At 72.9% G+C, this 21,434-nt stretch carries 21 protein-coding genes; 5 read left to right on the top strand and 16 right to left on the bottom strand.

Annotation, left to right across the window (positions count from 1 at the left end; all coding sequences use genetic code 11):
- Positions 1-108 precede the first annotated feature (108 nt).
- The 15 genes from HEQ75_RS03220 to HEQ75_RS03290 all read right to left on the bottom strand — a co-directional run bounded on the left by HEQ75_RS03220 (position 109) and on the right by HEQ75_RS03290 (position 14,902).
- On the bottom strand, positions 109-1,224 hold the full coding sequence (locus HEQ75_RS03220) for a THUMP domain-containing class I SAM-dependent RNA methyltransferase (protein WP_168027485.1): 1,116 nt from the start codon (positions 1,222-1,224) through the stop codon (positions 109-111).
- Positions 1,225-1,275: 51 nt separating this feature from the next.
- On the bottom strand, positions 1,276-2,640 hold the full coding sequence (locus HEQ75_RS03225) for an 8-oxoguanine deaminase (RefSeq protein ID WP_168027486.1): 1,365 nt from the start codon (positions 2,638-2,640) through the stop codon (positions 1,276-1,278).
- Between the two features lie 441 nt (positions 2,641-3,081).
- The gene (locus tag HEQ75_RS03230; protein WP_168027487.1) at positions 3,082-3,750 is read right to left on the bottom strand and encodes a DUF4189 domain-containing protein; all 669 of its coding nucleotides are present in this window, start codon (positions 3,748-3,750) and stop codon (positions 3,082-3,084) included.
- Positions 3,751-3,939: 189 nt separating this feature from the next.
- Entirely contained in the window at positions 3,940-4,821 is an 882-nt protein-coding gene (locus HEQ75_RS03235) for an amidohydrolase family protein (protein WP_168027488.1), read from the bottom strand.
- Positions 4,818-5,795 carry a Bug family tripartite tricarboxylate transporter substrate binding protein gene (locus tag HEQ75_RS03240; RefSeq protein ID WP_168027489.1) on the bottom strand — a complete coding sequence of 326 codons (978 nt, stop codon included), beginning with the start codon at positions 5,793-5,795 and terminating at the stop codon, positions 4,818-4,820. Before HEQ75_RS03240 ends, HEQ75_RS03235 begins: the two co-directional genes overlap by 4 nt.
- A complete protein-coding gene (locus HEQ75_RS03245) occupies positions 5,792-6,760 on the bottom strand; it encodes an MBL fold metallo-hydrolase (protein WP_168027490.1) in 969 nt (322 codons plus the stop codon). The genes HEQ75_RS03240 and HEQ75_RS03245 overlap by 4 nt, the downstream gene beginning before the upstream one ends.
- Positions 6,761-6,770: 10 nt before the next feature.
- A complete protein-coding gene (locus HEQ75_RS03250; protein WP_168027491.1) occupies positions 6,771-7,757 on the bottom strand; it encodes a Bug family tripartite tricarboxylate transporter substrate binding protein in 987 nt (328 codons plus the stop codon).
- Positions 7,754-8,962, bottom strand: coding sequence for a CaiB/BaiF CoA transferase family protein (locus HEQ75_RS03255; protein ID WP_168027492.1), 1,209 nt, complete (start codon positions 8,960-8,962; stop codon positions 7,754-7,756). Before HEQ75_RS03255 ends, HEQ75_RS03250 begins: the two co-directional genes overlap by 4 nt.
- The gene (locus HEQ75_RS03260; protein ID WP_235961221.1) at positions 8,959-9,939 is read right to left on the bottom strand and encodes a catechol 2,3-dioxygenase; all 981 of its coding nucleotides are present in this window, start codon (positions 9,937-9,939) and stop codon (positions 8,959-8,961) included. The genes HEQ75_RS03255 and HEQ75_RS03260 overlap by 4 nt, the downstream gene beginning before the upstream one ends.
- Positions 9,940-9,994: 55 nt before the next feature.
- Complete coding sequence (locus tag HEQ75_RS03265) at positions 9,995-10,711, bottom strand: PIG-L deacetylase family protein (RefSeq protein ID WP_168027493.1); 717 nt, start codon at positions 10,709-10,711, stop codon at positions 9,995-9,997.
- Positions 10,712-10,849: 138 nt separating this feature from the next.
- On the bottom strand, positions 10,850-11,764 hold the full coding sequence (locus HEQ75_RS03270) for a LysR family transcriptional regulator (protein ID WP_168027494.1): 915 nt from the start codon (positions 11,762-11,764) through the stop codon (positions 10,850-10,852).
- A 5-nt stretch (positions 11,765-11,769) separates the two neighbouring features.
- Positions 11,770-12,102 carry a non-heme iron oxygenase ferredoxin subunit gene (locus HEQ75_RS03275; RefSeq protein ID WP_168027495.1) on the bottom strand — a complete coding sequence of 111 codons (333 nt, stop codon included), beginning with the start codon at positions 12,100-12,102 and terminating at the stop codon, positions 11,770-11,772.
- Positions 12,102-13,031, bottom strand: coding sequence for a dihydroorotate dehydrogenase (locus HEQ75_RS03280; protein ID WP_168027496.1), 930 nt, complete (start codon positions 13,029-13,031; stop codon positions 12,102-12,104). Before HEQ75_RS03280 ends, HEQ75_RS03275 begins: the two co-directional genes overlap by 1 nt.
- Entirely contained in the window at positions 13,025-13,840 is an 816-nt protein-coding gene (locus HEQ75_RS03285) for a dihydroorotate dehydrogenase electron transfer subunit (RefSeq protein WP_168027497.1), read from the bottom strand. Before HEQ75_RS03285 ends, HEQ75_RS03280 begins: the two co-directional genes overlap by 7 nt.
- 66 nt (positions 13,841-13,906) lie before the next feature.
- Positions 13,907-14,902, bottom strand: coding sequence for a hypothetical protein (locus HEQ75_RS03290; RefSeq protein ID WP_168027498.1), 996 nt, complete (start codon positions 14,900-14,902; stop codon positions 13,907-13,909).
- 128 nt (positions 14,903-15,030) lie between these two features.
- On the opposite strand from HEQ75_RS03290, the gene HEQ75_RS03295 reads away from it, so the two are divergent.
- Together HEQ75_RS03295 and HEQ75_RS03300 are read left to right on the top strand one after the other, a co-directional pair.
- A complete protein-coding gene (locus tag HEQ75_RS03295; RefSeq protein WP_168027499.1) occupies positions 15,031-16,338 on the top strand; it encodes a Zn-dependent hydrolase in 1,308 nt (435 codons plus the stop codon).
- Positions 16,335-17,012: an orotate phosphoribosyltransferase gene (locus tag HEQ75_RS03300; protein WP_168027500.1), complete on the top strand. Its 678-nt coding sequence runs from the start codon at positions 16,335-16,337 to the stop codon at positions 17,010-17,012. Before HEQ75_RS03295 ends, HEQ75_RS03300 begins: the two co-directional genes overlap by 4 nt.
- On the opposite strand, the gene HEQ75_RS03305 is transcribed toward HEQ75_RS03300, so the two are convergent.
- A complete protein-coding gene (locus HEQ75_RS03305) occupies positions 16,952-18,454 on the bottom strand; it encodes an AMP-binding protein (RefSeq protein WP_168027501.1) in 1,503 nt (500 codons plus the stop codon). The two genes, HEQ75_RS03300 and HEQ75_RS03305, sit on opposite strands and share 61 nt — an antisense overlap.
- 62 nt (positions 18,455-18,516) lie before the next feature.
- On the opposite strand from HEQ75_RS03305, the gene HEQ75_RS03310 reads away from it, so the two are divergent.
- The 3 genes from HEQ75_RS03310 to HEQ75_RS03320 all read left to right on the top strand — a co-directional run bounded on the left by HEQ75_RS03310 (position 18,517) and on the right by HEQ75_RS03320 (position 21,387).
- Positions 18,517-19,290, top strand: a complete 774-nt coding sequence (locus HEQ75_RS03310; RefSeq protein WP_168027502.1) for an enoyl-CoA hydratase/isomerase family protein — start codon at positions 18,517-18,519, stop codon at positions 19,288-19,290.
- The gene (locus tag HEQ75_RS03315; RefSeq protein WP_168027503.1) at positions 19,290-19,961 is read left to right on the top strand and encodes an SDR family NAD(P)-dependent oxidoreductase; all 672 of its coding nucleotides are present in this window, start codon (positions 19,290-19,292) and stop codon (positions 19,959-19,961) included. Before HEQ75_RS03310 ends, HEQ75_RS03315 begins: the two co-directional genes overlap by 1 nt.
- 85 nt (positions 19,962-20,046) lie before the next feature.
- The gene (locus HEQ75_RS03320; RefSeq protein ID WP_168027504.1) at positions 20,047-21,387 is read left to right on the top strand and encodes a tetratricopeptide repeat protein; all 1,341 of its coding nucleotides are present in this window, start codon (positions 20,047-20,049) and stop codon (positions 21,385-21,387) included.
- Positions 21,388-21,434 lie beyond the last annotated feature (47 nt).

Here is a 21,434-nt window from a genome sequence, read left to right on the forward strand (position 1 = left end):
TCCCGATGGGGTTGGATGACGCCCCGGTAATCAAATCAGCCGCCGGTGTCTGTTGCAATCTGATGAAACCCAAACCCTGCCCAGAAAGGCGCCGAGGGCCGCCCGGCGTCAAGCCAGCGTGGCGGTGCGATACAGGGTCACCCGCAGCCCGCCATGCGGCACCGGGGCGGCGGGCGGCAGGAAGGGCAGCCGCGTCGCCTGCGCCAGGCGGCGATCGGCCGCCACCAGACCGACGCGCCAGCCGGCGAAGCGCGCCATCAGCACCTGGCCCAGGGCGCGGTACAGCGGCGCCAGGTCCTTGCCCTCCCCCAGCCTGGCGCCATAGGGCGGGTTGAGGATGACCAGCCCGGGCCCGCCTTCGGGCGGGGCGATGTCGCTGATGGTGGCCTGGCGGAAGCGCGTGTGGTGCGCGACGCCGGCGCGTTCGGCATTGGCCAGGCTCATCGCCACGGCGCCGGCATCGCGGTCGCTGCCATGGCAGATGGCCGCCGGTTCCCGCCGGCTGGCCACGCCGCGCATCCGCGCCCAGGCTTCGGCATCGAAGCTCGCCAGATCCTCGAAGGCGAAGCGCCTGGCGCGGCCCGGGTTCAGCCGGGCGGCGATCTCCGCCGCCTCGATGACGAAGGTGCCGGAGCCGCACATCGGGTCCAGCAGCGGCTCCGTCCCGTCATACCCGCATTGGCGCAGGAACAGGGATGCCATCGTCTCCCGCATCGGGGCGGGGTTCACCGCTTCCTTGTAGCCGCGCTTGTGCAGCGGCTCGCCGGAAGTATCGACGCTGAGGGTGCAGAGGTCGTTCTCGATGCGCGCGCGCACCAGGATGCCGCCCTCCGTGACCTCCCGCGCGCCCAGCGTCTCCCTTATTGCGGTGGCGATGCGCTGGGCGGCCGCGCCGCTGTGCCAGATGCGCGATCCGGCGCAATCGGCCTCCACGCGGAAGGGCATGTCCGGCCGCAGCACGGCGGCCCAGTCCACCTTGCGCGCCCGGTCGTCCAACTGCGCCAGGTGCACCACCCGGAAGGCGTCGATCCGCGCCAGCACGCGCCCGGCGCCGCGAATCCACAGATTGGCGCGCCAGACCTCCGGCCAGCCGCCCTGCAGCGTGACGCCGCCCGCGACCGGCTTCACCCGCTTGAAGCCCTTGCCGCCCACCTCCTCGGCCAGCACCGCCTCCAGCCCGGGGGTGGCGGCCAGGAAGATCTCGAACCCGTTCTCGCTTGTCATGGCATCCGCAGGGCGCAGGAAAGGCCCGAGGGGCGGACCTAGCACCCGCGGCTATCCCTCCGCCATCCGGAGGGCGGCGGCCCGGTGGCGCGCGGCATGGGCGCGGGCATCGAGCCCGGTCAGCACGCCGTCGCGCACCACCACCCGCCCGGCGATGATGGACAGCGCCACCCGCGCCGGGGTGCAGAACACCAGCGCCGCCACCGGGTCCGCCTCCGCCCCCGCATGGTCCAGCCCGTGCAGGTCGAAGGCCACCAGGTCCGCCGCCAGCCCCGGCACCAGCGCGCCGATATCTGCCCGCCCCAGCACCCGCGCCCCGCCCAGCGTCGCCATCTCCAGCACGTCGCGCGCGCCAAGCGCGCCCGGGCCGGCGCCGATGCGGGCCAGCAGCATGGCCTGGCGCGCCTCGCCCAGCAGGTGCCCGCCATCGTTGCTGGCGGTGCCGTCCAGCCCCAGCCCCACCGTCACCCCGGCGCGGCGCATCGCCGTCACCGGCGCGATGCCGGACGCCAGGCGCATGTTGGAACACGGGCAATGCGCCACGCCGGTGCCGCTGCGGGCGAAGCGGCCGATGCCGTCGGCGTCCAGCTTCACACAATGGGCGTGCCAGACATCCGGGCCCAGCCAGCCCACCTCCTCGGCGTATTCGGCCGGGGTGCAGTTGAAGCGGGCGCGGCTGAAGGCGACGTCCGACGCATCCTCCGCCAGATGCGTGTGCAGCATCACCCCGCGCGCCCGGCCCAGCGCCGCCGCATCCCGCATCAGTTCCCGCGTCACGGAAAAGGGCGAACAGGGCGCCAGGCCGATGCGCAGCATGGACAGCGGCGCCGGGTCGTGGAGGCGGTCCAGCACCCGTTCCATGTCGCGCAGGATGGCGGCCTCATCCTCCACCAGCACATCCGGCGGCAGCCCGCCACGGGACCGGCCCAGGCTCATGGCGCCGCGCGTCGCGTGGAAGCGCAGGCCGAGCGCGCCCGCGGCCTCGATCGTGTCCTCCAGCCGGCGGCCATTGGGGAACAGGTACAGGTGGTCGGCGGCGGTGGTGCAGCCGGAGAGCATCAACTCCGCCATCGCCGTGGTGGCCGCCAGGCGCAGATCCTCCGGCCGCATCCGCGCCCAGATGGGGTAGAGCGCGGTCAGCCAGTCGAATAGCGTCGCATCCTGCGCCACCACGCGGGTCAAGGTCTGGAACATGTGGTGGTGGGTGTTCACCAGGCCGGGCAGCAGGATGTGGCCGGCCAGATCGATGCTCTCCGCGGCCGGCGGGCAGGGCTCCGCGGCGCTGCCCACGGCCTCGATGGCGCCGCCGCGCAGCAGCACCCAGCCGCCCGGCAATTCGCGCCGCGCGGCATTCATGGTGATCACCATGGCGGCGTTTCTCAACAGCAGGTCGGGCTTCGGCGGCAGGTCGGGCATGGGCGTCTCCGGGCGGCAGGCAGCGCATCCCGCAGGGCGGCCGGACACGCAAGCGGGAAGCGCGGGTGGCCAGCGTCCAAAGATGCGCCGGCGCATGTCGATTGCCGTTGGCCCGGCGGGAGCAGGTAAAAAGGAACAGCATGCGGGCCTGGCCCCCACAGCAGGCGCTTCGCCAGCCAAACGCGCGCGGGAGGAGCGGGCCGAAACCGCCACAAGACCCGCGGCGGTGCGCGGGCGAAGGCAACGCCCGTGGCCGCCCCGGCTGCAACGCGCCGAGCCGATGCATGTGCCGTACGGTGCCTGATCCGCGCTTCCTTCGGCGCGGATCAAGCTCGGTCCTGAAATCTCCCTGCCCCAGCCAGACAAGCCAGGCGTTGACGATCCTGTGCGGGGCAGCCACGTTCGGTCACGATTCCACGAAACGGCTTCCGGCAGCGCCGGTCAGGGGCGCGGGCGGATCGCGTCGGAGATGTCGGTCTGCGGCGTGAAGACCACCTGATCGTCAACGCTGTAGAGGAAGCAGGGACGGTTGCCATCACCGAACCGCTGGCAATTCTGGAGCGCATCACGCTGCGCCTCCGCCGCACTGGGACGACCAACAACCCAGGCGAACCCGCCCAGCCGCCAGATTGCTATGGCGCGATGTTGCCGCGCCGTCGGGTACCGCGCGCCCAACTCGGCTTTCTGGGCATCATTCAGGAATGGCACCGCGGTAGCGTCAAAGCGCGTGGGATAGGTCAGGGCCCGCGGTTCAGGCGCGGTGCGCCCGGTCAGCCGGCCATTGGCCATCACCAGAATGCAGGGCCCCTGCGCGTAGTGCTCACAACGCTGCAGCGCTACCCGCGTGCGCTCCGATGCGCTCCACGATCCACGGCCGCTGTGACTGGCCCAGCCTCGACCGGCACTGCCAACGACCAGCGTATAGGCTGTCCGGGGGGAGGCATCGTAGTCGGCCTGTATGACTGGGCGCAGGCCTTCGGGAATCTGAGGAATTTGCGCGGCAACCAACGTGTCCGGCGCGGTTGGCGGTGCGGCGACAGGGCGTTCCTGCACCGAAGCACAGCCCGGCAGAACGAAGGCTGCCAGGGCAACGAGGTTGAGCAGGCGCATGGTCACTCTCCCTGATTTCCATCCGCCAATATTTCGAAACAGCAATATGACCGTCAAGTTATGAATTCGGTGAAGGCCGAGCAGGGGAGCGACCATGCCCTGCAGTCACCATGCCGGGGCCTTCCCCGACCCGCCTGCCATGATGGCGCGTCAGCCGGCGGAAGGTTCGGCGCGGCCAAGCCTCCCTGATCAATCCGCCCAGTAGAGCCGGTCGGGGTTCGCCACCGTCACCTCGCGGATCAGCGCCGGGTCGCTGGTGATCTCGCCCAGCAGGTCCACCAGATCGCCATCATTCGGCATGTCCCCGGCGATGTTCGGGTGCGGCCAGTCGGTGCCCCACAGGCAGCGATCCGGTGCCGCCGCCAGCAGCGCCTGGGCGAAGGGCACCGCATCCCGGAACGGCGCGCCGGCGGAGGAAACACGCTCCGACCCGCAGATCTTCACCCAGGCCAGCGGGTTCTTCATCAACTCCAGCAATTGCCGGAAGGCCGGCTGCGCCACGCCGTCCTTCGCCTTCACCCGGCCCATATGGTCGATGACGAAGGGGATGCGGATCGAGGAGATGGTGTCGGCCAGGGGCACGATGTCCTGGGCATCGAGATGCAGCACCACATGCCAGCCCAGCGCCTCGGCCTGGGAAAGCACCCGCTGGAAGAAGCCCATGTCGGGCATGCCGCCCAGATGGCGCACGAAGTTGAAGCGCACGCCGCGGATGCCGCCCGCATGCAGACGGGCGAGTTCCGCATCCGTCACCCCCGGCTCCACCACCGCAACGCCGCGCATGGTGCCGCCAGATCGGGCAATGCCGTCCAGCGTCACCGTCATGTCGCTGCCGTGGCAGGAGGCATGGACGATCACGGCGCGGGACACGCCGAGGGTGCGGTGCAGCGCCACCAGCCCCTCGAAGGGCGCATCCGGCGGCGTGTAGGCGCGGTCCTCGGCATAGGGGAAGACGGCGCCGGGGCCGAAGACGTGGCAATGCGCGTCGCAGGCGCCAGGCGGCAGCACCAGGCGCGGCGTGCGGGTATCGGGGTCCGGGCCCTTGCAGGTGGGGATCACGCGGCCGCTCATTGCCGGGGGATCCCGGCCTTGTCGATCACTTCCGTCCAGCGGGCGGTCTCCGCCGCCAGCAGTTGGCCCATCGCCGCCGCCGTGCCGCCGCGCGGCTCCACCCCCACCCGGGTCAGGGCGGCGCGAAGGTCCGGCGTCGCCAGCGCCTGGTTCACCGCTTCGTTGATCGCGGCGATGGCGGCGGGCGGGCTGCCCGCCCGCGTCACCAGCGCATTCCAGGAAGCGACGTTGTAATCCGCCACCCCGGCCTCCGCCAGCGTCGGCACGTCCGGCAGGTTCTGCGCCCGGGTGGCGGAGGTGACGGCCAGCACGCGCAGCGCGCCGGACTGGATCTGCCCCCAGATCGGTCCGGTGATCTCGAAGGCCGCGTCGACGTCACCACGGATCAGCGCGGTGGTCAGCGCCGGCGTGGCGGGGAAGGCGATGGTCTCGAACCGCGCATCAGCGCGGATCTTGAACAGCTCCGCCGAGAGGTTCTGCGTGCTGCCGGCGGTGATGCTGCCGATGTTCAGCCTTCCGGGGTTGGCCCGCAGCCGCGCCAGCAGCCCGGCGATGTCGCGGTCCGGCGAAGTCGGCGCCACCACCACGGCAATGGGGAAGGCGCCCATGGTCACCACGGGGGCGAAATCCGTCAGCGGGTCGAAGGGCAGCTGGCGGAAAAGTGCCTTGCTGATGGCGGTGCCATTGGAGGCGACCAGCAGCGTGTGGCCATCGGCCGGCGCCGCCATCAATTGCTGCCCGGCGACGATGCCGCCGGCGCCGGGGCGGTTGTCCACCACCGCCGGCTGACCCAGCCCTTCGGCGATGCGGGCGGCGACGGCGCGCGCCGTCAGGTCCGCCACGCCGCCGGGGCCGAAGGGGACGATGATGCGCAGCGGCCGTTCCGGCTTCCAGGCGGGCTGCGCGCGGGCGGCGCCCAGCCCGGGCAGCGCCAGGCCGGCCCCCAGCAGGGTGCGGCGGGAGAGGTTCATCATGCTGCGGCCCAATCCGATGCGACGAAGCGGAAGCCCTGGCCTTCCTTCGCGATGTGGCCATGCGCGGGGAAGGGGAAGTGATAGCCGGTGACGCGGATGCGGTCGGTCGCGACGCGGTCCAGCATGCGGCGGCGGGTGGCAACGGCGGCGGTGGGGTCGAAGTCGAACATCACCTGCAGGTCGGGCCGCCGGGCAAACAGCTCCGGCCGATGCGTCACATCGCCCAGCACCATCAGCTGGTCGGCGCCATCGGCCACCAGCCAGCTGGTATGCCCCGGCGAATGGCCGTGGCTGGCCACGGCGCGGATGCCGGGCGCGGCTTCCTGGCCCTCCGCCACCTGGCGGATGCGCCCGGCATAGGGGGCGAAGCGCCGCGCGGTGTTGCCGAAGTTGGGCTTCTGCCGCGCCGGGGCCGGGCCTTCGTTGCCGCGGTCGGTCCAGAAGGCCCATTCCGCGGCCGGCACCACGATCTCCGCATTCGGGAACACCGGCTGGTTGTCCCGCGTCGTGAGGCCGGTGATGTGGTCGCCGTGGAAATGCGTGAACACCACCAGGCCGATGCGCGCCGGGTCGATGCCCGCCGCCTGCATGTTCGCCGCCATGCGCCCCGCCTGGGGCGAAAGCTGGCCGCCGGTGCCGGCATCGAACATCACCAGCATGCGGCCGGTATCCACCACCGTGACGGTATAGGGCGTCAGGTAGTGGTCGGTCGGCAGGAAGCTTTCCGCCAGCACGGCCTGAACCTCCGCCAGCGGGGCGTTGCCGACGAAGCCGGGCAGGTTCAGCCGGGCGGTGCCGTCGAACAGGGTGGTGGCGGTGAAGCCGCCCACCTTGAAGCGGTGGAAACCGGGGTTGCCCAGCGCCGGTGCAGGGGCCGGCGCATTCTGCGCCGCGGCGGGCAGCGCCCCGGCGGCGAGGGTGGCAAGGCCGGCAAGGCCGGCGCCACGACGGGTCAGCTGGGTCATCGTCCGGTCCTCAATCATTCGTCACATTGGCGCGGCGGATCACCTCGCCCCAGCGCGCACGCTCGGCGATGATGAGCTGGCGGAACTGCTCCGGCGTGCCGGGCGCGGCATCGGCGCCCTCCGCCGCCAGGCGCGGCTTCAGCTTGTCGCCACGCAGCGCCGCGGCGCTGGCGGCGTTCACCTTGTCGATGATCGCCTGCGGCGTGCCGGCCGGCGCCACCAGCCCATACCATTGCACCGCGTCGAAGCCGGCGACGCCCTGCTCGTCCAGCGTCGGGATGCCCGGCTCGCTGGACAGCCGTTGCAGGGAGGAAACGCCCAGCGCCCGCAGCAGCCCGGCGCGCACCGGCGGCAGGATGGGCGGGCCGCCGGTCATGGTCATGTCGATCTGCCCGGCGATCAGGTCGTTCATCATCGGGCCGGTGCCGCGATAGGGCACGTGCAGCAGCTCGATCCCCGTCGCCAGGCAGAAGGCCACCACGGCGGTATGCGCGGCGGAGCCGTTGCCGCCCGAGCCATAGCTGATGGCGCCCGGGTTGGCCCTGGCGCGCGCAATCAGTTCCTGCGCGCTGGTGATCGGCAGCTTGCGCGGGTTCACCGCCAGGATGTTCGCCACATTCGCCACCAGCACGATCGGCGCGAAGGAGGTGACGGTGTCGTAGGACAGGTTGCGGTAGAGCGAGGGGTTCACCGCCAGCGTGCCGATATGGCCCATCATCAGCGTGTAGCCATCCGGCGCCGCGCGGGCGACGAGCTCGCTGCCCAGCGTGCCGCCGGCGCCCGGCCGGTTCTCCACCACGAAGGGCTGGCCGAGCGCCTCCTGCAACTCCGCGCCCATGGCGCGCGCCAGGATGTCCGTGCTGCCGCCAGGGGTGAAGGGCACCACCAGGCGCACCGGCCGGTCCGGCCAGGCGCCCTGGGCGCGCAGCAGGCCGGGGCTGGCCAGCAGGCCGGCGCCGGCCAGCAGCGTTCGGCGTGGCAGGATCAGGCGGTTCATTCTTGTTCCTCCGGTTGCCTCAGCGCGCCGTCGCGCGCCAATTCGTCGATCTCCGCCGCCGAGAGCCCGGCCTCCGCCAGCACATCGCGCCCCGCCTGGCCCAGGCGCTGCGCCGGCGGCAGGCGCGGCGCCATGCCGCCGGAGAGGATGTTGGGCGCGCCGATGGCGATGGTGGGGCCTTCGGAGGGGTGCTCCTCCTCCCGCACCAGGCCGGTGGCGCGCAGATGCGGGTCGGTCAGCAGGCTCTCGATGGTGTTGTAGGGCATGGCGGGCACATCCTCCGCGCCCAGGATCGCCAGCCATTCGGCGCTGTCGCGGCCGAGCAGCGCGGTGGCGCGCAGGGCGAAATACTCCTTCGTGTGCGCGGTGCGGGCGGCGACGGTGGCGAAGCGCGGATCGGCGATCAGCTCCGGCCGGCCGATGGCGCGGAAGAAGCCATGCGCCTGCGCATCCGTGTTGGCGGAGACGGCGATGAACCCATCCCGCGTGCGCAGCGGCCGCGCCTCCGGGCTCAGCACCCGCGCATCGCCGGGCGGTCCGAGCGCCGGTCGGAAGGACATGGCGCCCAGATGCTCCTGCAGCACGAAGGCGGCCATGTTCTCGAACATCGGCACCTCGATGCTCTCGCCGCGGCCGGTCTTCTCCCGCCGGTACAGCGCGAAGCCGATCTGCTGCGCGGCGATCAGGCCGCAGACATGGTCGGCCACCAGCATCGGCACGTAGCGCGGCTCCCCGGTGCTGGCCTCGAAGCAGCCGGCGATGCCGGAGACGCCCTGGATCACCGTGTCGTAGGCCGGCTTGCCGGCATAGGGGCCGTCGCCGCGGAAGCCGACGATGGAACAATGGATCAGCCGCGGCAGTGCTTCGCTGACCGTCGCCGCATCCACGCCGAGGCGCCTCTGGGCCTCTGGCCGGATGTTCGTCACCAGGATGTCGCAGCGCGCGGCGACGCGCGCCAGCACCGCCTTGGCGCGTGGGTGCTTGAGGTCGAGGCAGAGGGACCGCTTGCCGCGGTTGAAGTTCAGGAACTTGCCGGCCATGCCCGGGCTGCGTCCCTTGCCGCCCAGCTTGCGCAGCAGGTCGCCTTCCGGGCTTTCCAGCTTGATGACCTCCGCCCCCTGTTCCGCCAGCACGCCGGTGCACACCGGCCCGACGACGACGGAGGACAGGTCCAGCACGCGGAGCCCCTCCAGAGGCCCGCTCATGGCAGGGTCCCCTCGGGCAGCGGCGGCGTGCCATGGGTGTGGAAGGAGGCGATGGTCTGCAACCCCCAGGCCTGGCCGCGGCGGCGCTCCGCCTCGGTCCAGACGATCGGCTTCCAATCGGGGGCCAGCACCAGCCGCGCCCCGGCATTGGCCAACTCGACGCGGTTGCCGCCGGGCTCGTAGACATAGAGGAAGAAGGTCTGCTGCACCGCGTGCTTGTGCGGCCCGGTCTCGATGTGCACGCCGGCTTCGAGGAAGATGTCGGCCGCGCGGAGGATCTCCTCGCGGCTGTCCAGCGCATAGGTCAGATGATGGAAGCGGCCGCCGACGCCATGCGCTTCCCGCGTGTAGGCGACATCGTAGGATTTGTTGGTGCAGGTCACCCACATCCCCGCCTCGACGCCGCTGTCGAGGATGATCTGCTCCGTGGTGCGCAGGCCGAGGCAGTTTTCAAAGAACAGCCGGTTGGCGCGGATGTCGACGGCCAGGCAGTTCAGATGGTCCAGCCGGCGCACATTCACCCCGCGCGCGGGAAAACGCTGCGCCTGGTTCTTCAGCGCCGGCTTCAGGGGCGCCGGCGGGTCATACCATTCGGTCTCGTGATACAGTTCGATCGCATGGCCGTCCGGGTCGTGGCAGAGGAAGGTCCGGCCATGGCCGAGGTCGCCCTCGGTCCAGCCCACCCCATGCCCCGCCGCGGTCAGCGCCGCGGCGCGGCGTTCCAGCGCCTGCGGGCTCCGCGTGCGGAAGGCGAAGTGGCGCACGCCGGAGGTGTCGCTCGCCGTCAGCTTCAGCGAATAGCGTTCGTAATCGTCGAAGGCGCGAAGATAGGCGGCGCCCGGCGCCTCGCCCGACACCGTCATGCCCATCACGTCGACGAAGAAGCGCAGGCTGTCGTCGAAGCGCGGCGTCAGCAACTCCAGATGGCCGAGATGCGCCAGATCCATCACCGGCTCGTCGTCCCGGCCGCTCAGCATGGCCGGCTTCCCGCGCCGCAGGGCCGGCGCAGGCGGCATCGGGGGCCGGACACCGTCAGCCCAGCTCTTCGAGGGCCTGCGGGAACAGGCGCATATACGCCTCCCCATGCACCATCGGCTTGCCGGAATTGCGGCCGCCCTGCATGCCGCGGTTCAGCGCCACGCGCTCGTAGTATGCCCAGAGGTGCTTCTGCGCCGGCAGGCACTGGAAGGCCTTGAACTTCGTCTCCCACACCTCGGAGATGTTCAGCAGCACATCCGGCTTGAAGTCGCATTGCTCGGGCTGGTGCGGCTCGAACAGGAACATGGCGGGGGCGGAATAGGTGTAGTCCGCCTGCGGCTTGTGGCCCATCGCCTGGGCAATGATGCGCGCCTGCTGCGCGAAATGCGCCGCGTCGGGGTGGTCGAAATTGTAAGGGTCGTTCAGCGCGTGGGTCAGGACGATGCTCGGATTCAGCTCCCGGTACACGTCGATGGCGCGGTCGAGCATCGCCTCCGTGCAGACCAGCGGGTAGTCGCCGGCATCCATGAACTCGATCTCCGCGCCCAGCACGGCGGCCGCGGCCTCGGCCTCCGCCTTGCGGCCGGCCTTCACGCCTTCCAGCGTCGCGCCCTTCTCCTTCCAGGCGAACTGGCTCTCGCCACGCTCGCCATAGGACATGCAGAGGATCTTCATGCGCCAGCCGCGCCTGGCGTGCAGCGCGATGGCGCCGCCGGCGCGCCAGACGAAATCGCCCGGATGGGCGGTGATGACGAGACCGGATTTGGACATGCGCTTCCTCGGTGGATGGCGGTTTGCGCCGAGAATGGCCAAGCGGCGCCGATGCCACAAATGGAAAGAACGGCGCGACTATGCCGTTTCGGGAAATAATGGCGCCATCCCGCCCTCACCCCTTGGGCGGCCCGGCCCTCAGGCCAGAACCTTCTCCCGCGGTCGCGCCCGGAAATGCCGGCGCAGCAGGGCCAGCAGCGCCTCCGCCGCCGGGGTCAGCGGCACCCCGCGGCGGGACACCACGCCAAGTCGCCGCAGCACCCCCGGATCGCGCAGCGGCACCGCCACCACCCCGGGCGAGCCCGCCGCATCCACCGCCAGCCGCGGCACCACCGCCAGCGCCAGGCCGGATTCCACCATGCTGATGGCGGTGGCCAGATGCTGCACCTCGTACCGCCAATCCATCGCGTCCCGCCGCGCGCCCAGCGCCTCGTCCAGCAGGGCGCGGTTGCCGGTATGCGGCGCGACGCGCACCAGCGGCCGCCCCTCCAGCTCCGCCCAGCTCAGATGCGCGCGCGCGGCGAAATCATGCCCGGTGGGGCAGGCCACCACGAAGGACTCGGTCAGCAGCGGCACGATGTCGAGGTCCCAGCGATTGGCGGAGACGATGGTGATGCCGAACTCCGCCTCCCCCCGCGCCACGCGCTCGGCGATCTCGCTGGCCGAATTGTCGAAGACCTTCACCGTGACCCCGGGGTAGGAGGCGGCGAATTCCACCAGCAGGCGCGGCACATGATGCACGGCGATGGTCGGCAGGCAGCCGATCGTCACCGACTGTTCCCGGCGCCCCGCACCGGCCCGCAGCTCCGCCAGCGCCGCCTGCAACGCCTCCACCGGGCCACGGGCGCGGCCGGCCAGCTCCAGCCCGGCCGGCGTCAGCGTCACCTGCCGCGTGGTGCGCGCCAGCAGGCGGCAGCCCAGCGCGTCCTCGAATTTGCGGATGCGGTGCGACAGCCCGGTCTGCGACAGGTTCAGATGTGCCGCCGCCTTGCGGAAGGAGCCGCGCTCCGCGATCGACAGGAACGCCTCCAGCCCCAGGAAATCGACCGCCACCGCGCCTAATCCGCCACGCGCCCGGCGGCGAAGTCGATCCACACCGCGTCGTCGCGCAGCACTGCCTCCCAGACCATCAGCGCCTCCGTGCAGGGCAGGCGCGTGGCACGGCCGCTGCGGATGTCGAAGCGCCCGCCATGCGCCTCGCACACCACCTCCCCGCCCTGCACCGGGCCATGGCCGAGATTGCCCGGGCCATGGGTGCAGGCATTGGCGGTGACGAAGAAGGCGCCGCCCAGGTTGAACACCGCGAAGTCGGCGACCGCCGTCTCCACCCGCCGCGCCTGGCCTTCCGGGATGGATTCCATGGCACAGAGGCGCAGCAGCCCGCCCGGCATCACTCCGCCGCCGGCCGCAGCCGCCCGGGCAGCGCCAGGCCGGTGAGGTCCGACACGCGGGCGAAGCCGCGCCGGGCGCAGAAGGCGGCAAGCCCGTCCAGCACCGCCGGCAGGGCGGTGGGGCTGACGAAGCTGGCCGTGCCCACCTGCACCGCGCTGGCGCCGGCCATCAGGAACTCCACCGCATCCGCTGGCGTCGCGATGCCGCCGACGCCGATCACCGGAATCCGCACCGCCTGCGCGCATTGCCACACCAGCCGCAGCGCGATGGGCTTGAAGGCGGGCCCCGAGAATCCGCCCATGCCGGCGCCGAGCTTCGGCACCATGCGCTCGATGTCGATGGCAAGCCCGAGGATGGTGTTGGCCACCACCACCGCATCCGCGCCCGCCTCCTCCACCGCCCGCGCCACCGCGGCGATATCCGCCGTGTTGGGCGAAAGCTTGGCCCAGAGCGGCAGGGCGCAGGCGGCACGCATCGCGGCGATGGCGGCGGCGGCGCTTTCGGGATGCATGGCGAAGGCGCGGCCATCCTCCTCCAGATTGGGGCAGGAGATGTTGGCCTCGATCGCCGCCACGCCGGGGGTCGCGGCCAGCCGCGCCGCGGCGTCGGCGAAGGCGGCGACGGTATCGGCGGACAGGCTGACCACCAGCGGCGGCGTGAAGCGACGCCATTCGGCCATCGCCTGGGTGCAGAAATGGTCCAGCCCCTTGCCGGGGATGCCGATGGAATTCAGCACCCCGGCCTCCGTCTCGCACAGCCGTGGCAGGGCATTGCCCTGCCGGTACTGCGGCGTGACGGATTTGGTGACCAGCGCGCCCAGCCGGTTCAGGTCGAAGACCTGCGCCAGTTCCGGCCCGAAGGTGCCCGACGCCGGCATCACCGGGTTGGCCAGCGCCAGCCCACCGATGCGGACGGAGAGATCTACCATGCGAGCGCCGCCTGCAGGTCGAAGACCGGCCCCTCGGCGCAAACGCGCAGGTTGACCACGCCGCCATCCGCCGCGCGGATCTGCCGCACGCAGCAGAAGCACATGCCGAGGCCGCATCCCATCTGCTGTTCCAGCGCGATCTGCCCGGGGATGCCGTATTCGGCGGCCAGGCGCTGCAACAGCAGGAACAGCCGGTTCGATCCGCAGGTGAAGACCGCATCCGGCCGCGCCGGGCCTTCGAAGGTCGCGCGCAGCAGCGCCTCCACCGCCGGCACGGCGCTGCTGCCGTCGCTGTCGAACACCGCCTGGACCGTGGCGCCGGAGGCGCCGGCAAATTCCGCCGCCATCAGATCCCCCGGCGCCTGCGCGGAGAGCAGCGCCTGCACCGTGATGCCCTGCGCCGCCGCGGCCTCCGTCAGCGGCGCCAGGGTGGCAAGCCCGACGCCGCGCGCCAGGATCAGGATGCGGCGCCAGCCGGGCTCCAGCCGGAATCCCTGGCCAAGCGGCCCGACCGCCGAAAGCCGGTCCCCCGGCCGCAGCGCCGCCAGCGCCGCCGTGCCGCGGCCCTTCACATGGAACAGGAAGCCGAGGCGTTGCCCGGCGCCGCAGCGCCAGATGCTCATCGGCCGGCGCAGATAAGGGCCGTTGCCGCCGCCGTCGCGGCAGAGCAGGTGGAAGAACTGCCCTGGGCGGCTGGCCGCCGACAGCGCCGGCGAATCCAGCAGCAGGCGGTGGTAGCGCCGCCCGACCGGCGCGCTGTCCACCACCGCCAGATCGGCCTCCGCCACCGGAAACCCGCCGAGATCCATGCCCGCTCCTGCCGCGCCAGCCCCGATGTTCGGGTGCCGGGGTCGGAAGTCAAGCAAGCGGTGATCCTACCGGAAGCTGCGCACCCGCCGTGGCGCCGGGCCGCGCGGCCGGGTGGGGCCGGCGGGCTCGACGATGGGAAAGCGCAGGCCCATCCGTCGCAGCCGCGCCTTGCGCCGCGCCCAGTCCGCCAGCGCCACATCGCCCGTCGCCAGGCCCTGCAGCACGGCGAGGATGTTCCCCTGCGCCGGGGCCGCCCCTGCCGCCAGCGCGCCCAGCCCGGCGGTCAGCCGCGCCGCCAGCGCCGCTTGCGTCACCGCGCCGGCGGCAATCCAGGCGCCGGGGCTGCCGCCGGCGGCGGAAAGGTCGGTGGCGTCGCTGTAGAAGGCGGTGGCCCAGCCGGTCAGCACATCCGCCGCGAGGTCGGCCGCGCCCAGCCCGATCACGGTCTGGCCCGGCCGCAGATCCGCCGCGGCCAGAACCGGCGTGGTGGCGCTGGTCAGGGTGATGACGAGGTCGGCCTCGGCCGCCGCCGCCGCCGGGCTGGCCGCCGGCTGCAGGCGCAGCGTGCCCTCCGGCTGGGTCTCGCAGAATGCCGCCACCGCCTCCGCCCGCCGTGCCGCCACATGCAGGGTGGCCAACGCCGGCAGGGCGGCGGCCAGCACGGCGGGCAGATGCGCGGCGATCCGCCCGGCGCCGATCAGCGCGGCGCTGCGCGCGCCCGGCGCCAGCAGCCGGGCAGCGAGTGCGGCGCTGGCCGCGGTGCGCAGGGCGCGCAGCCAGGCGGCCTCCACCAGCGCCAGGGGCTGGCCCGCGAGATCCGCCAGCAACACCCATTCCCGCGCCGGGCCGGCCATCAGCCGGAAGCCCGCCACGCCGGCCTGCGGCAGCGCGCCGCCCTTCACCCGCAATGCCGCCGCCGGGGTGTCCAGCGCCATCGCCGTGGGGGCGGACAGGGTCGTCGCCTCCCGCCACGCCGCCTCCAGCGCGGCCAGCGCCTCCTCCGGCGTCACCAGCCCCACAGCCTCACCGCTGCGGAGGATCAGGAAGTCATCGATGTCCATGCGGGGCCTGGTGCCGGTTCAGGGGGCGATGGTGCGGCGAGCGGCGGCCGCTGCCAAGCGGCCGTGTGCGTCAGCACCGTCGGCCGCCCGGCTTGCCGGATCGGCGCGGCTGGGCGAGCCTCCCCTGCATGGACCTGCCGCAGCCCGGCCAAGCGCCCCTCCCCCGCATCGCGCCCGACCTCGCTGCCCTGGCGGCGCGCCTGTTCGCGGCCTTGCGTGAGGCCGACCATGACGGCGTCGGCATCACCCGCGAAACCTATGGCGCGGCCGAGACCGCGGCGATGCGGCGGATCGAGGCCGTGGCCCGCGACCACCAGCTGCAGACGGCATGGGACGCCGCCGGCAACCTCCGCATCACCCTGCCCGGCACCGATCCCGCCCTGCCCGCCGCCGCCTGCGGCTCGCACCTCGACAGCGTGCCGCAGGGCGGCAATTTCGACGGCGCGGCGGGCGTCATCGCCGGGCTGCTGGCGCTGCTTGGCGCGCAGCGCCTCGGGCCGGGCCCGCGCAGCCTGCTGCTGCTGGTGATGCGGGGCGAGGAAAGCGCCTGGTATGGCCGGCCCTATCTCGGCTCCTCCGCCCTGTTCGGCGCCTTCGACCCGGCCTGGCTCGACCTGCCCTGCCTGCAGGACCCATCCCGCACCCTGCGCCAGGCCATGGCGGGCCAGGGCGCCGATGTCGCCGCCATCGCCACGCGCACGCCCCTGCTGGACCCCGCCAGCCTGTCGCATTTCGTGGAGCTGCATATCGAGCAGGGGCCGGTGATGGTGGCGCGCGGCGTGCCGGTGGGGCTGGTCTCCGGCATCCGCGGCAACCACCGCCACCCTGCGGCGCGCTGCCTGGGGGAGGCCGCGCATTCCGGCGCCGTGCCGCGCTGGCTGCGGCGCGACGCGGTGCTGGGCGCGGCGGACCTTGCGATGCGGCTGGATGCCAGCTGGCGCACGCTGCTGGAACGCGGTGAGGATCTGGTGATGACCTTCGGCATCTTCACCACCGACCCGCGCGAACATGCGATGACGCGCGTGCCCGGGGAGGTGCGCTTCACCCTGGAATACCGCAGCGAGAGCGAGGCGACGCTGGACGATTTCCTCGGCCTCGCCCAGGCGGAGGCGGCGGAGATCGCCCGCGAACGCCGCGTGCGGATCGAACTCGGCGCGCCCGTGCGCACGCCCCCGGCGGTGATGGATTCGCGTCTGCTGGCCCTGGCACAGCGGCTTTGCCATGCGGGAAGGATGCCGCATGAGGTGCTGGCCAGCGGCGCGGGCCATGACGCGGCGATCTTCGCCAATGCCGGCGTGCCCAGCGCCATGGTCTTCGTGCGCAACGAACACGGCAGCCACAACCCGCATGAGGCGATGGAGATGGCCGACTTTCTCGAAGGCGCCGCGGTGCTGCAGGCCTTGCTGCTGCAAGGCGCAGGGGCGGTGCAGCGGTGATCGACGAACGGGCCATCGGCCGGCGCACCGCGCGCATCCTGCTGGATACCGGCAGCATCCTGCTGCGGCCGGACCGGCCCTTCATGCTGTCCTCCGGCTGGGCCAGCCCGGCCTATCTCGACATGCCGCGCGCGCTCTCCTTCCCGCTGGCGCGGCGCGCCCTGCTGGCCGGCGCGGAGGACCGCATCCTGGCGGAGGTGGGCTTCGACGGCTTCGACGCGGTGGCCGCCACCGAACAGGGCGGCATCGCCATCGGCGCCATGCTGGCGGAACGTTTCCACCTGCCCTTCGTCACCGTGCGCCGCCGCGCCCAGGGATTCGGCGCCGATGCGCATATCGAGGGTGCGCTGCGGCCGGGCGCGCGGACGCTGCTGGTGTCCGACGTCACCACCGATGGCCGCAGCAAGGCCGGCTATTCCCGCGCCCTGACGCGGGCGGGGGCGGAGGTGACGCAGATCTTCGTGCTGTTCAAATGGGGCATCTTCGACCGCGTGGTGACCGACATCGCCGATGTCGGCGCCAGGCTCTTCGCGCTGGCGACGTGGGAGGACGTGCTGCCGGAAGCCGAGGCGCGCGGCGCCCTGCCCGCGGCCGCGCTGGACGAGCTGCGCCGCTACCTGGCCGACCCCTTCGCCTGGTCCGCCGCGCATGGCGGGCTGCCCGCGCCGGTGTAATCGCCCGCTGGCCGGGCCGCGTCGAAGCCGTCCGCGGTCGTGCGCGGCAGGGCGAATTTCCGGATCCGCTGGCTCGGCGTGCGGGCAAAATCCTCGACCAGCGCCAGGTAGCGCGGAAGCTGGTGGCGGGCGAGGCGCGGCGCCAGCCAGGCGTGGAAGGCGGGCAGGTCCAGCGCCATGCCTCGGCGCGGTTGCAGGAACAGCTTGATCTCCTGCTCGCCGATCTCGGCGGCCACGCCGATCATGGCGCAATCCGCCACCGCCGGATGCTGGGCGGCCACCGCCTCCACCTCCCAGGCCGAGACATTCTCGCCGCGCACCCGCACACTGTCCGTCATGCGCCCGTGGAAGAACAGGTTGCCCGCCGCGTCCAGGCTGCCGGAATCGCCGCTGTGCAGCGCGCCGCCGCGTAGCGCCCGGGCGGTGGCCTCGGGGTTGTCCAGGTAGCCGCGGGTCAGCGCCAGGGGGTCCTTCGCGCGCACCACGATCTCCCCGCGTTCGCCCGGCGGCAACGCGCGGCCGCCGGGATCGAGGATCGCGATGTCGAACCACGGCATGGCGCGGCCGACGGAACCCGGCACGCCATCGGCATTGAAGGTGGAGAAGGAGGAAGCCTCCGTCATGCCGTAGCATTCGCGCAGCGCCACGCCGAAGCGGTCCTGCACCTGCGGCCACAGCTCGGCCGGGCAGCCGGCACCCCAGGCGATGCGCAGCGCATGGGCGCGTTCCCGCGGATGCGGGTCCTGCTTCAGCAGGATCTGCAGGATGCCGCCCAGGTAGTGCAGATGCGTGGCGCCGGCTGCCGCCACCTCCGCCCAGAAGCGGCTGGCGCTGAAGCGCGGCACCAGGTGCAGCACGGCGCGCCGCAGCAGCGGCAGCACCAGCATCTGCACGCCGCCGATATGGTGCAGCGGCTCCCACAGGAACATCACGTCGCCGTCGTGCGCCGCCGCCGCCAGCGCCACCCCCTCCCCGGCGAGGCGCAGCATGCGGTGGGAGATGCGCACCCCCTTGGGCGGCCCGGTGGTGCCGGAGGTGGTGCCGATGGCGAAATCCGCGGCCGGGTCGGGGATGCGGGTGGCGAAGCCGGCCGGCGGCACCGCGCCGAGCGACGCCGCGCCCTGCGCCAGCACCAGCCTGGCCCGGGTGAGGTCCAGCAGGTGGCGCAGCCCGTCGCCGACCAGCGCCGGGTTCAGCGGCACCCAGACCAGCCCGGCCTTGGCCAGCCCGAAGGCCAGCGCCAGCGAGTCCAGTTCGTTCGGCAGCACCGCCGCGACGCGATCCCCCGGCACCAGCCCGCGCGCCACCAGCGCCGCGGCCATCGCATCGCTGCGCGCGTCCAACGCGGCCAGAGTCAGCGATGCCTCGGCGGTCCGGGCGAAGACGCGCCCCGGCTCCGCCGCCGCGGCCTGGCCCAGCAGGTGCAGGAAGCCCTCGGACATTGTGATCACCCTCCGATTGCCGCTATCGGGTTGGCCTAACGCCGCGCCATCACGGGATCAACATGTCCGACACCACCGAAGACCATGTGCTGGCCGAGACGCTGGACGGCATCCGCCTGATCACCCTGAACCGCCCGAAGCGCCTGAACGCCTGGGATGCGCCGATGCGCGCCCGGCTGCTGGCGCTGCTGGCGGAGGCCGCCGCGGCGGCGGAGGTGCAGGCGGTGGTGCTGACCGGCGCCGGGGAGCGCGCCTTCTGCGCCGGCCAGGACCTGAACGAGGGCAAGACCTTCGACGGCGACCGCGCCGAAGGCTGGATCGAGGAATGGCGCGCCCTGTACGGCGCCATCCGCGCCTTCGAGAAGCCGCTGGTCTGCGCGCTGAACGGCCTGGCCGCCGGCTCCGCCTTCCAGGTCGCGCTGCTGTGCGACATCCGCATCGGCCATGCCGGGTCGAAGATGGGCCAGCCGGAGATCAATTCGGGCATCGTCAGCGCCACCGGCTTCTGGATCATCCGGGAGATGCTGGGCCTGTCGCGGGCCATCGAGATGGTGCTGACCGGGCGCATGGCGGAGGCCGAGGAATGCCACCGCCTGGGCCTGCTGCACCATCTGGTGCCGGCCGGGGAGGTGCTGCCCACGGCCATGCGTGTCGCCACCGAGCTGGCCGCCAAGCCGAAGCTGGCCTTCCGCCTGAACAAGCAGCGGTTCCGGGAGGCGACGCAGCCCGGCTTCGACGAAACCTTCGCCGCCGCCCGCGCCCTGCACCGCCAGGCCTTCAGCGACGGCCATTCGCAGCAGGTGATGCAGCGCTTCCTGGACCGGGGCAGGGCGTGATGCGCCACGCTTTGGTCACCGGCGCCAGTTCCGGCATCGGGGAGGCGATCGCCCAGCGGCTGCTGGACGAAGGCTGGCGCGTCACCGGCCTCAGCCGCCGCGCGCCGGCCTGGCAGCACGCGCATTACGCCCACCGCTCCGTGGACCTGCTGGAGGCCGATGCCCTCGCCCCGGCCTTGGCGGGGCTGGAGCCCTCCGCCCTGGTGCATGCCGCGGGGCTGATGCGCGCGGCGCCGCTGGGCGACTTGCAGCAGGCGACGGGCACGCTGCTCTGGCGGCTGCACACGGATGTGGCGGCGCAACTGGCCGATGCGCTGGTGCCGCGGATGGGCCCTGGCGGGCGCGTGGTGCTGATCGGCAGCCGCGCCGCCGGCGGCTCCGCCGGGCGCAGCCAATATGCCGCGAGCAAGGCGGCGCTGCTCGGCCTGGCGCGGTCCTGGGCGGCGGAGCTTGCCCCGCGCGGCATCACGGTGAACGTGATCGCGCCCGGCGTCACCGACACGCCGATGCTGCGCGACCCCGCCCGCGCCGCGCATGTGCCCCGCACGCCGCCGATCGGGCGGCTGATCGCGCCGCAGGAGGTCGCGGCCCTGGCGGCCTTCCTGCTGGGCGCGGAAGCGGCGGCCATCACCGGCCAGCAGATCATGATCTGCGGCGGCGCCTCGCTCTGACCGCCGCGCCGCGCCAGGGCAGGCCCGCGTAACCGCGCCCGCCGCCGGCGCGAAGCTCTGGTCAGCAAGGGCAACGGGGCGGGCGATGCGCGACGGGCGAGGCTTGGAACTGACCACGACGGCACCGGCGGCGGTCGCGGCGCTGGAGAGCGCGGTGACGGCGCTGCTGGCGCACCGGGCCGATCTCGGCACGCATCTGCAGCACTGCTTCGCGGCCGATTCCGGCCTGGTGGCGGCGCGCTGCCTGGCCGGCTTCGCCAACCTGGCGCAGGCGCGGCAGGAACTGCACGGCCCGGCGCTGGCCCATCTCGGCGCCGCGCGCGGTGCGCTGCGCCAGCGCGGCGGCACGGCGCGGGAAGCGGCGCTGGCCGATGCCCTGGCCGAATGGGCGATCCGCGGCGACATGCAGGCGGCAGCGACGCGGCTGGAAGGGGTGCTGCGCGCCGATCCGCTGGATGCGATGACACTGAAGCTGGCCCACGGCCTCCGCTTCATGCTGGGCGATGCGCCGGCCATGCGGCTGGCGGTGGAATCGGCGCTTCCCGCCTGGAATGCCGCGACGCCCGGGCATGGCTACATCCTCGGCTGCCACGCCTTCGCCCTGGAGGAAACCGGCGAGGCCGCGGCGGCGGAGCGCCAGGGCCGCCGGGCGGTGGCCGCCGCGCCGGATGATCTGTGGGGCGCCCATGCGGTGGCGCATGTGATGGAGCGCAGCGGCCGGGCGCGGCAGGGCCTGGCCTGGATCGCGGAACTCGGCCCCCGCCTGCCCCAGGCCGGCGCCTTCGGCCGCCACATCCACTGGCATGCCGCGCTGTTCCACCTGCATCTCGGCCAGGCGGAGGCGGCGCTGGCGCTGTTCGACGGGCAGGTGGCGGGCGCGCCGTCCGAGGATGTGCGGGACTTCGCCAATGCGGCCTCCCTGCTCTGGCGGCTGGAGGCGCAGGGCGTGCCGGTGGGGGCGCGGCGCTGGGCTGCGCTGGCCGATGTGGCGGCGCGCAGCACCGCCGCCCCCGGCCTCGCCTTCATCGACCTGCACCATGTGCTGGCGCTGGGCGCGGCGGGGCGGGAGGCGGACCTGGCGGCGAAGCTGGCGGCGATGCGCGAGCGTGCCCTGGCCGAGACCGACAGCCAGGCGCGCGTGGTCGCACGCCTCGGCCTGCCCGCCGCGCAGGGCATCGCCGCGGCGCTTCGCGGCGATGCGCCGGAAGCGGTGGCACTGCTCCTGCCGCTGCGCCAGGCGATGCCCGGCCTGGGCGGCAGCGACGCGCAGCGCGACCTGTTCGAGCGCCTGCTGATCCAGGCCAGCCTGCAGGCCGGCCAGCGGGCGCTCGCCACGCTGCTGCTGCGCGACCGCGCCGGCCAGAGGGCGCTCGGCGCCTGGGAGGCCCGCTGCGCCGGCGCCGCCCGGCCTTCGCTGGCGGCGTAGCGGCGGGGCGTATCATGCACTAGCCTCCGCGCCTTCTTCGCCCGCGG

It is taken from the genome of Falsiroseomonas selenitidurans (assembly GCF_012103215.1).
Taxonomy (GTDB): domain Bacteria; phylum Pseudomonadota; class Alphaproteobacteria; order Acetobacterales; family Acetobacteraceae; genus Falsiroseomonas; species Falsiroseomonas selenitidurans.

Excerpts from the sequence above, each read along its gene's own strand:
- HEQ75_RS03230 (WP_168027487.1), bottom strand. The coding sequence starts at position 3,750 with ATGCGCCTGCTCAACCTCGTTGCCCTGGCAGCCTTCGTTCTGCCGGGC.
- HEQ75_RS03310 (WP_168027502.1), top strand. The coding sequence starts at position 18,517 with ATGTCCGACACCACCGAAGACCATGTGCTGGCCGAGACGCTGGACGGC.
- HEQ75_RS03260 (WP_235961221.1), bottom strand. The coding sequence starts at position 9,939 with ATGCTGAGCGGCCGGGACGACGAGCCGGTGATGGATCTGGCGCATCTC.
- HEQ75_RS03280 (WP_168027496.1), bottom strand. The coding sequence starts at position 13,031 with ATGGTAGATCTCTCCGTCCGCATCGGTGGGCTGGCGCTGGCCAACCCG.
- HEQ75_RS03290 (WP_168027498.1), bottom strand. The coding sequence starts at position 14,902 with ATGGACATCGATGACTTCCTGATCCTCCGCAGCGGTGAGGCTGTGGGG.
- HEQ75_RS03235 (WP_168027488.1), bottom strand. The coding sequence starts at position 4,821 with ATGAGCGGCCGCGTGATCCCCACCTGCAAGGGCCCGGACCCCGATACC.
- HEQ75_RS03220 (WP_168027485.1), bottom strand. The coding sequence starts at position 1,224 with ATGACAAGCGAGAACGGGTTCGAGATCTTCCTGGCCGCCACCCCCGGG.
- HEQ75_RS03320 (WP_168027504.1), top strand. The coding sequence starts at position 20,047 with ATGCGCGACGGGCGAGGCTTGGAACTGACCACGACGGCACCGGCGGCG.
- HEQ75_RS03255 (WP_168027492.1), bottom strand. The coding sequence starts at position 8,962 with ATGAGCGGGCCTCTGGAGGGGCTCCGCGTGCTGGACCTGTCCTCCGTC.
- HEQ75_RS03265 (WP_168027493.1), bottom strand. The coding sequence starts at position 10,711 with ATGTCCAAATCCGGTCTCGTCATCACCGCCCATCCGGGCGATTTCGTC.
- HEQ75_RS03285 (WP_168027497.1), bottom strand. The coding sequence starts at position 13,840 with ATGGATCTCGGCGGGTTTCCGGTGGCGGAGGCCGATCTGGCGGTGGTG.
- HEQ75_RS03245 (WP_168027490.1), bottom strand. The coding sequence starts at position 6,760 with ATGACCCAGCTGACCCGTCGTGGCGCCGGCCTTGCCGGCCTTGCCACC.
- HEQ75_RS03315 (WP_168027503.1), top strand. The coding sequence starts at position 19,290 with ATGCGCCACGCTTTGGTCACCGGCGCCAGTTCCGGCATCGGGGAGGCG.
- HEQ75_RS03295 (WP_168027499.1), top strand. The coding sequence starts at position 15,031 with ATGGACCTGCCGCAGCCCGGCCAAGCGCCCCTCCCCCGCATCGCGCCC.
- HEQ75_RS03240 (WP_168027489.1), bottom strand. The coding sequence starts at position 5,795 with ATGATGAACCTCTCCCGCCGCACCCTGCTGGGGGCCGGCCTGGCGCTG.
- HEQ75_RS03275 (WP_168027495.1), bottom strand. The coding sequence starts at position 12,102 with ATGCCGGGCGGGCTGCTGCGCCTCTGTGCCATGGAATCCATCCCGGAA.
- HEQ75_RS03225 (WP_168027486.1), bottom strand. The coding sequence starts at position 2,640 with ATGCCCGACCTGCCGCCGAAGCCCGACCTGCTGTTGAGAAACGCCGCC.
- HEQ75_RS03305 (WP_168027501.1), bottom strand. The coding sequence starts at position 18,454 with ATGTCCGAGGGCTTCCTGCACCTGCTGGGCCAGGCCGCGGCGGCGGAG.
- HEQ75_RS03250 (WP_168027491.1), bottom strand. The coding sequence starts at position 7,757 with ATGAACCGCCTGATCCTGCCACGCCGAACGCTGCTGGCCGGCGCCGGC.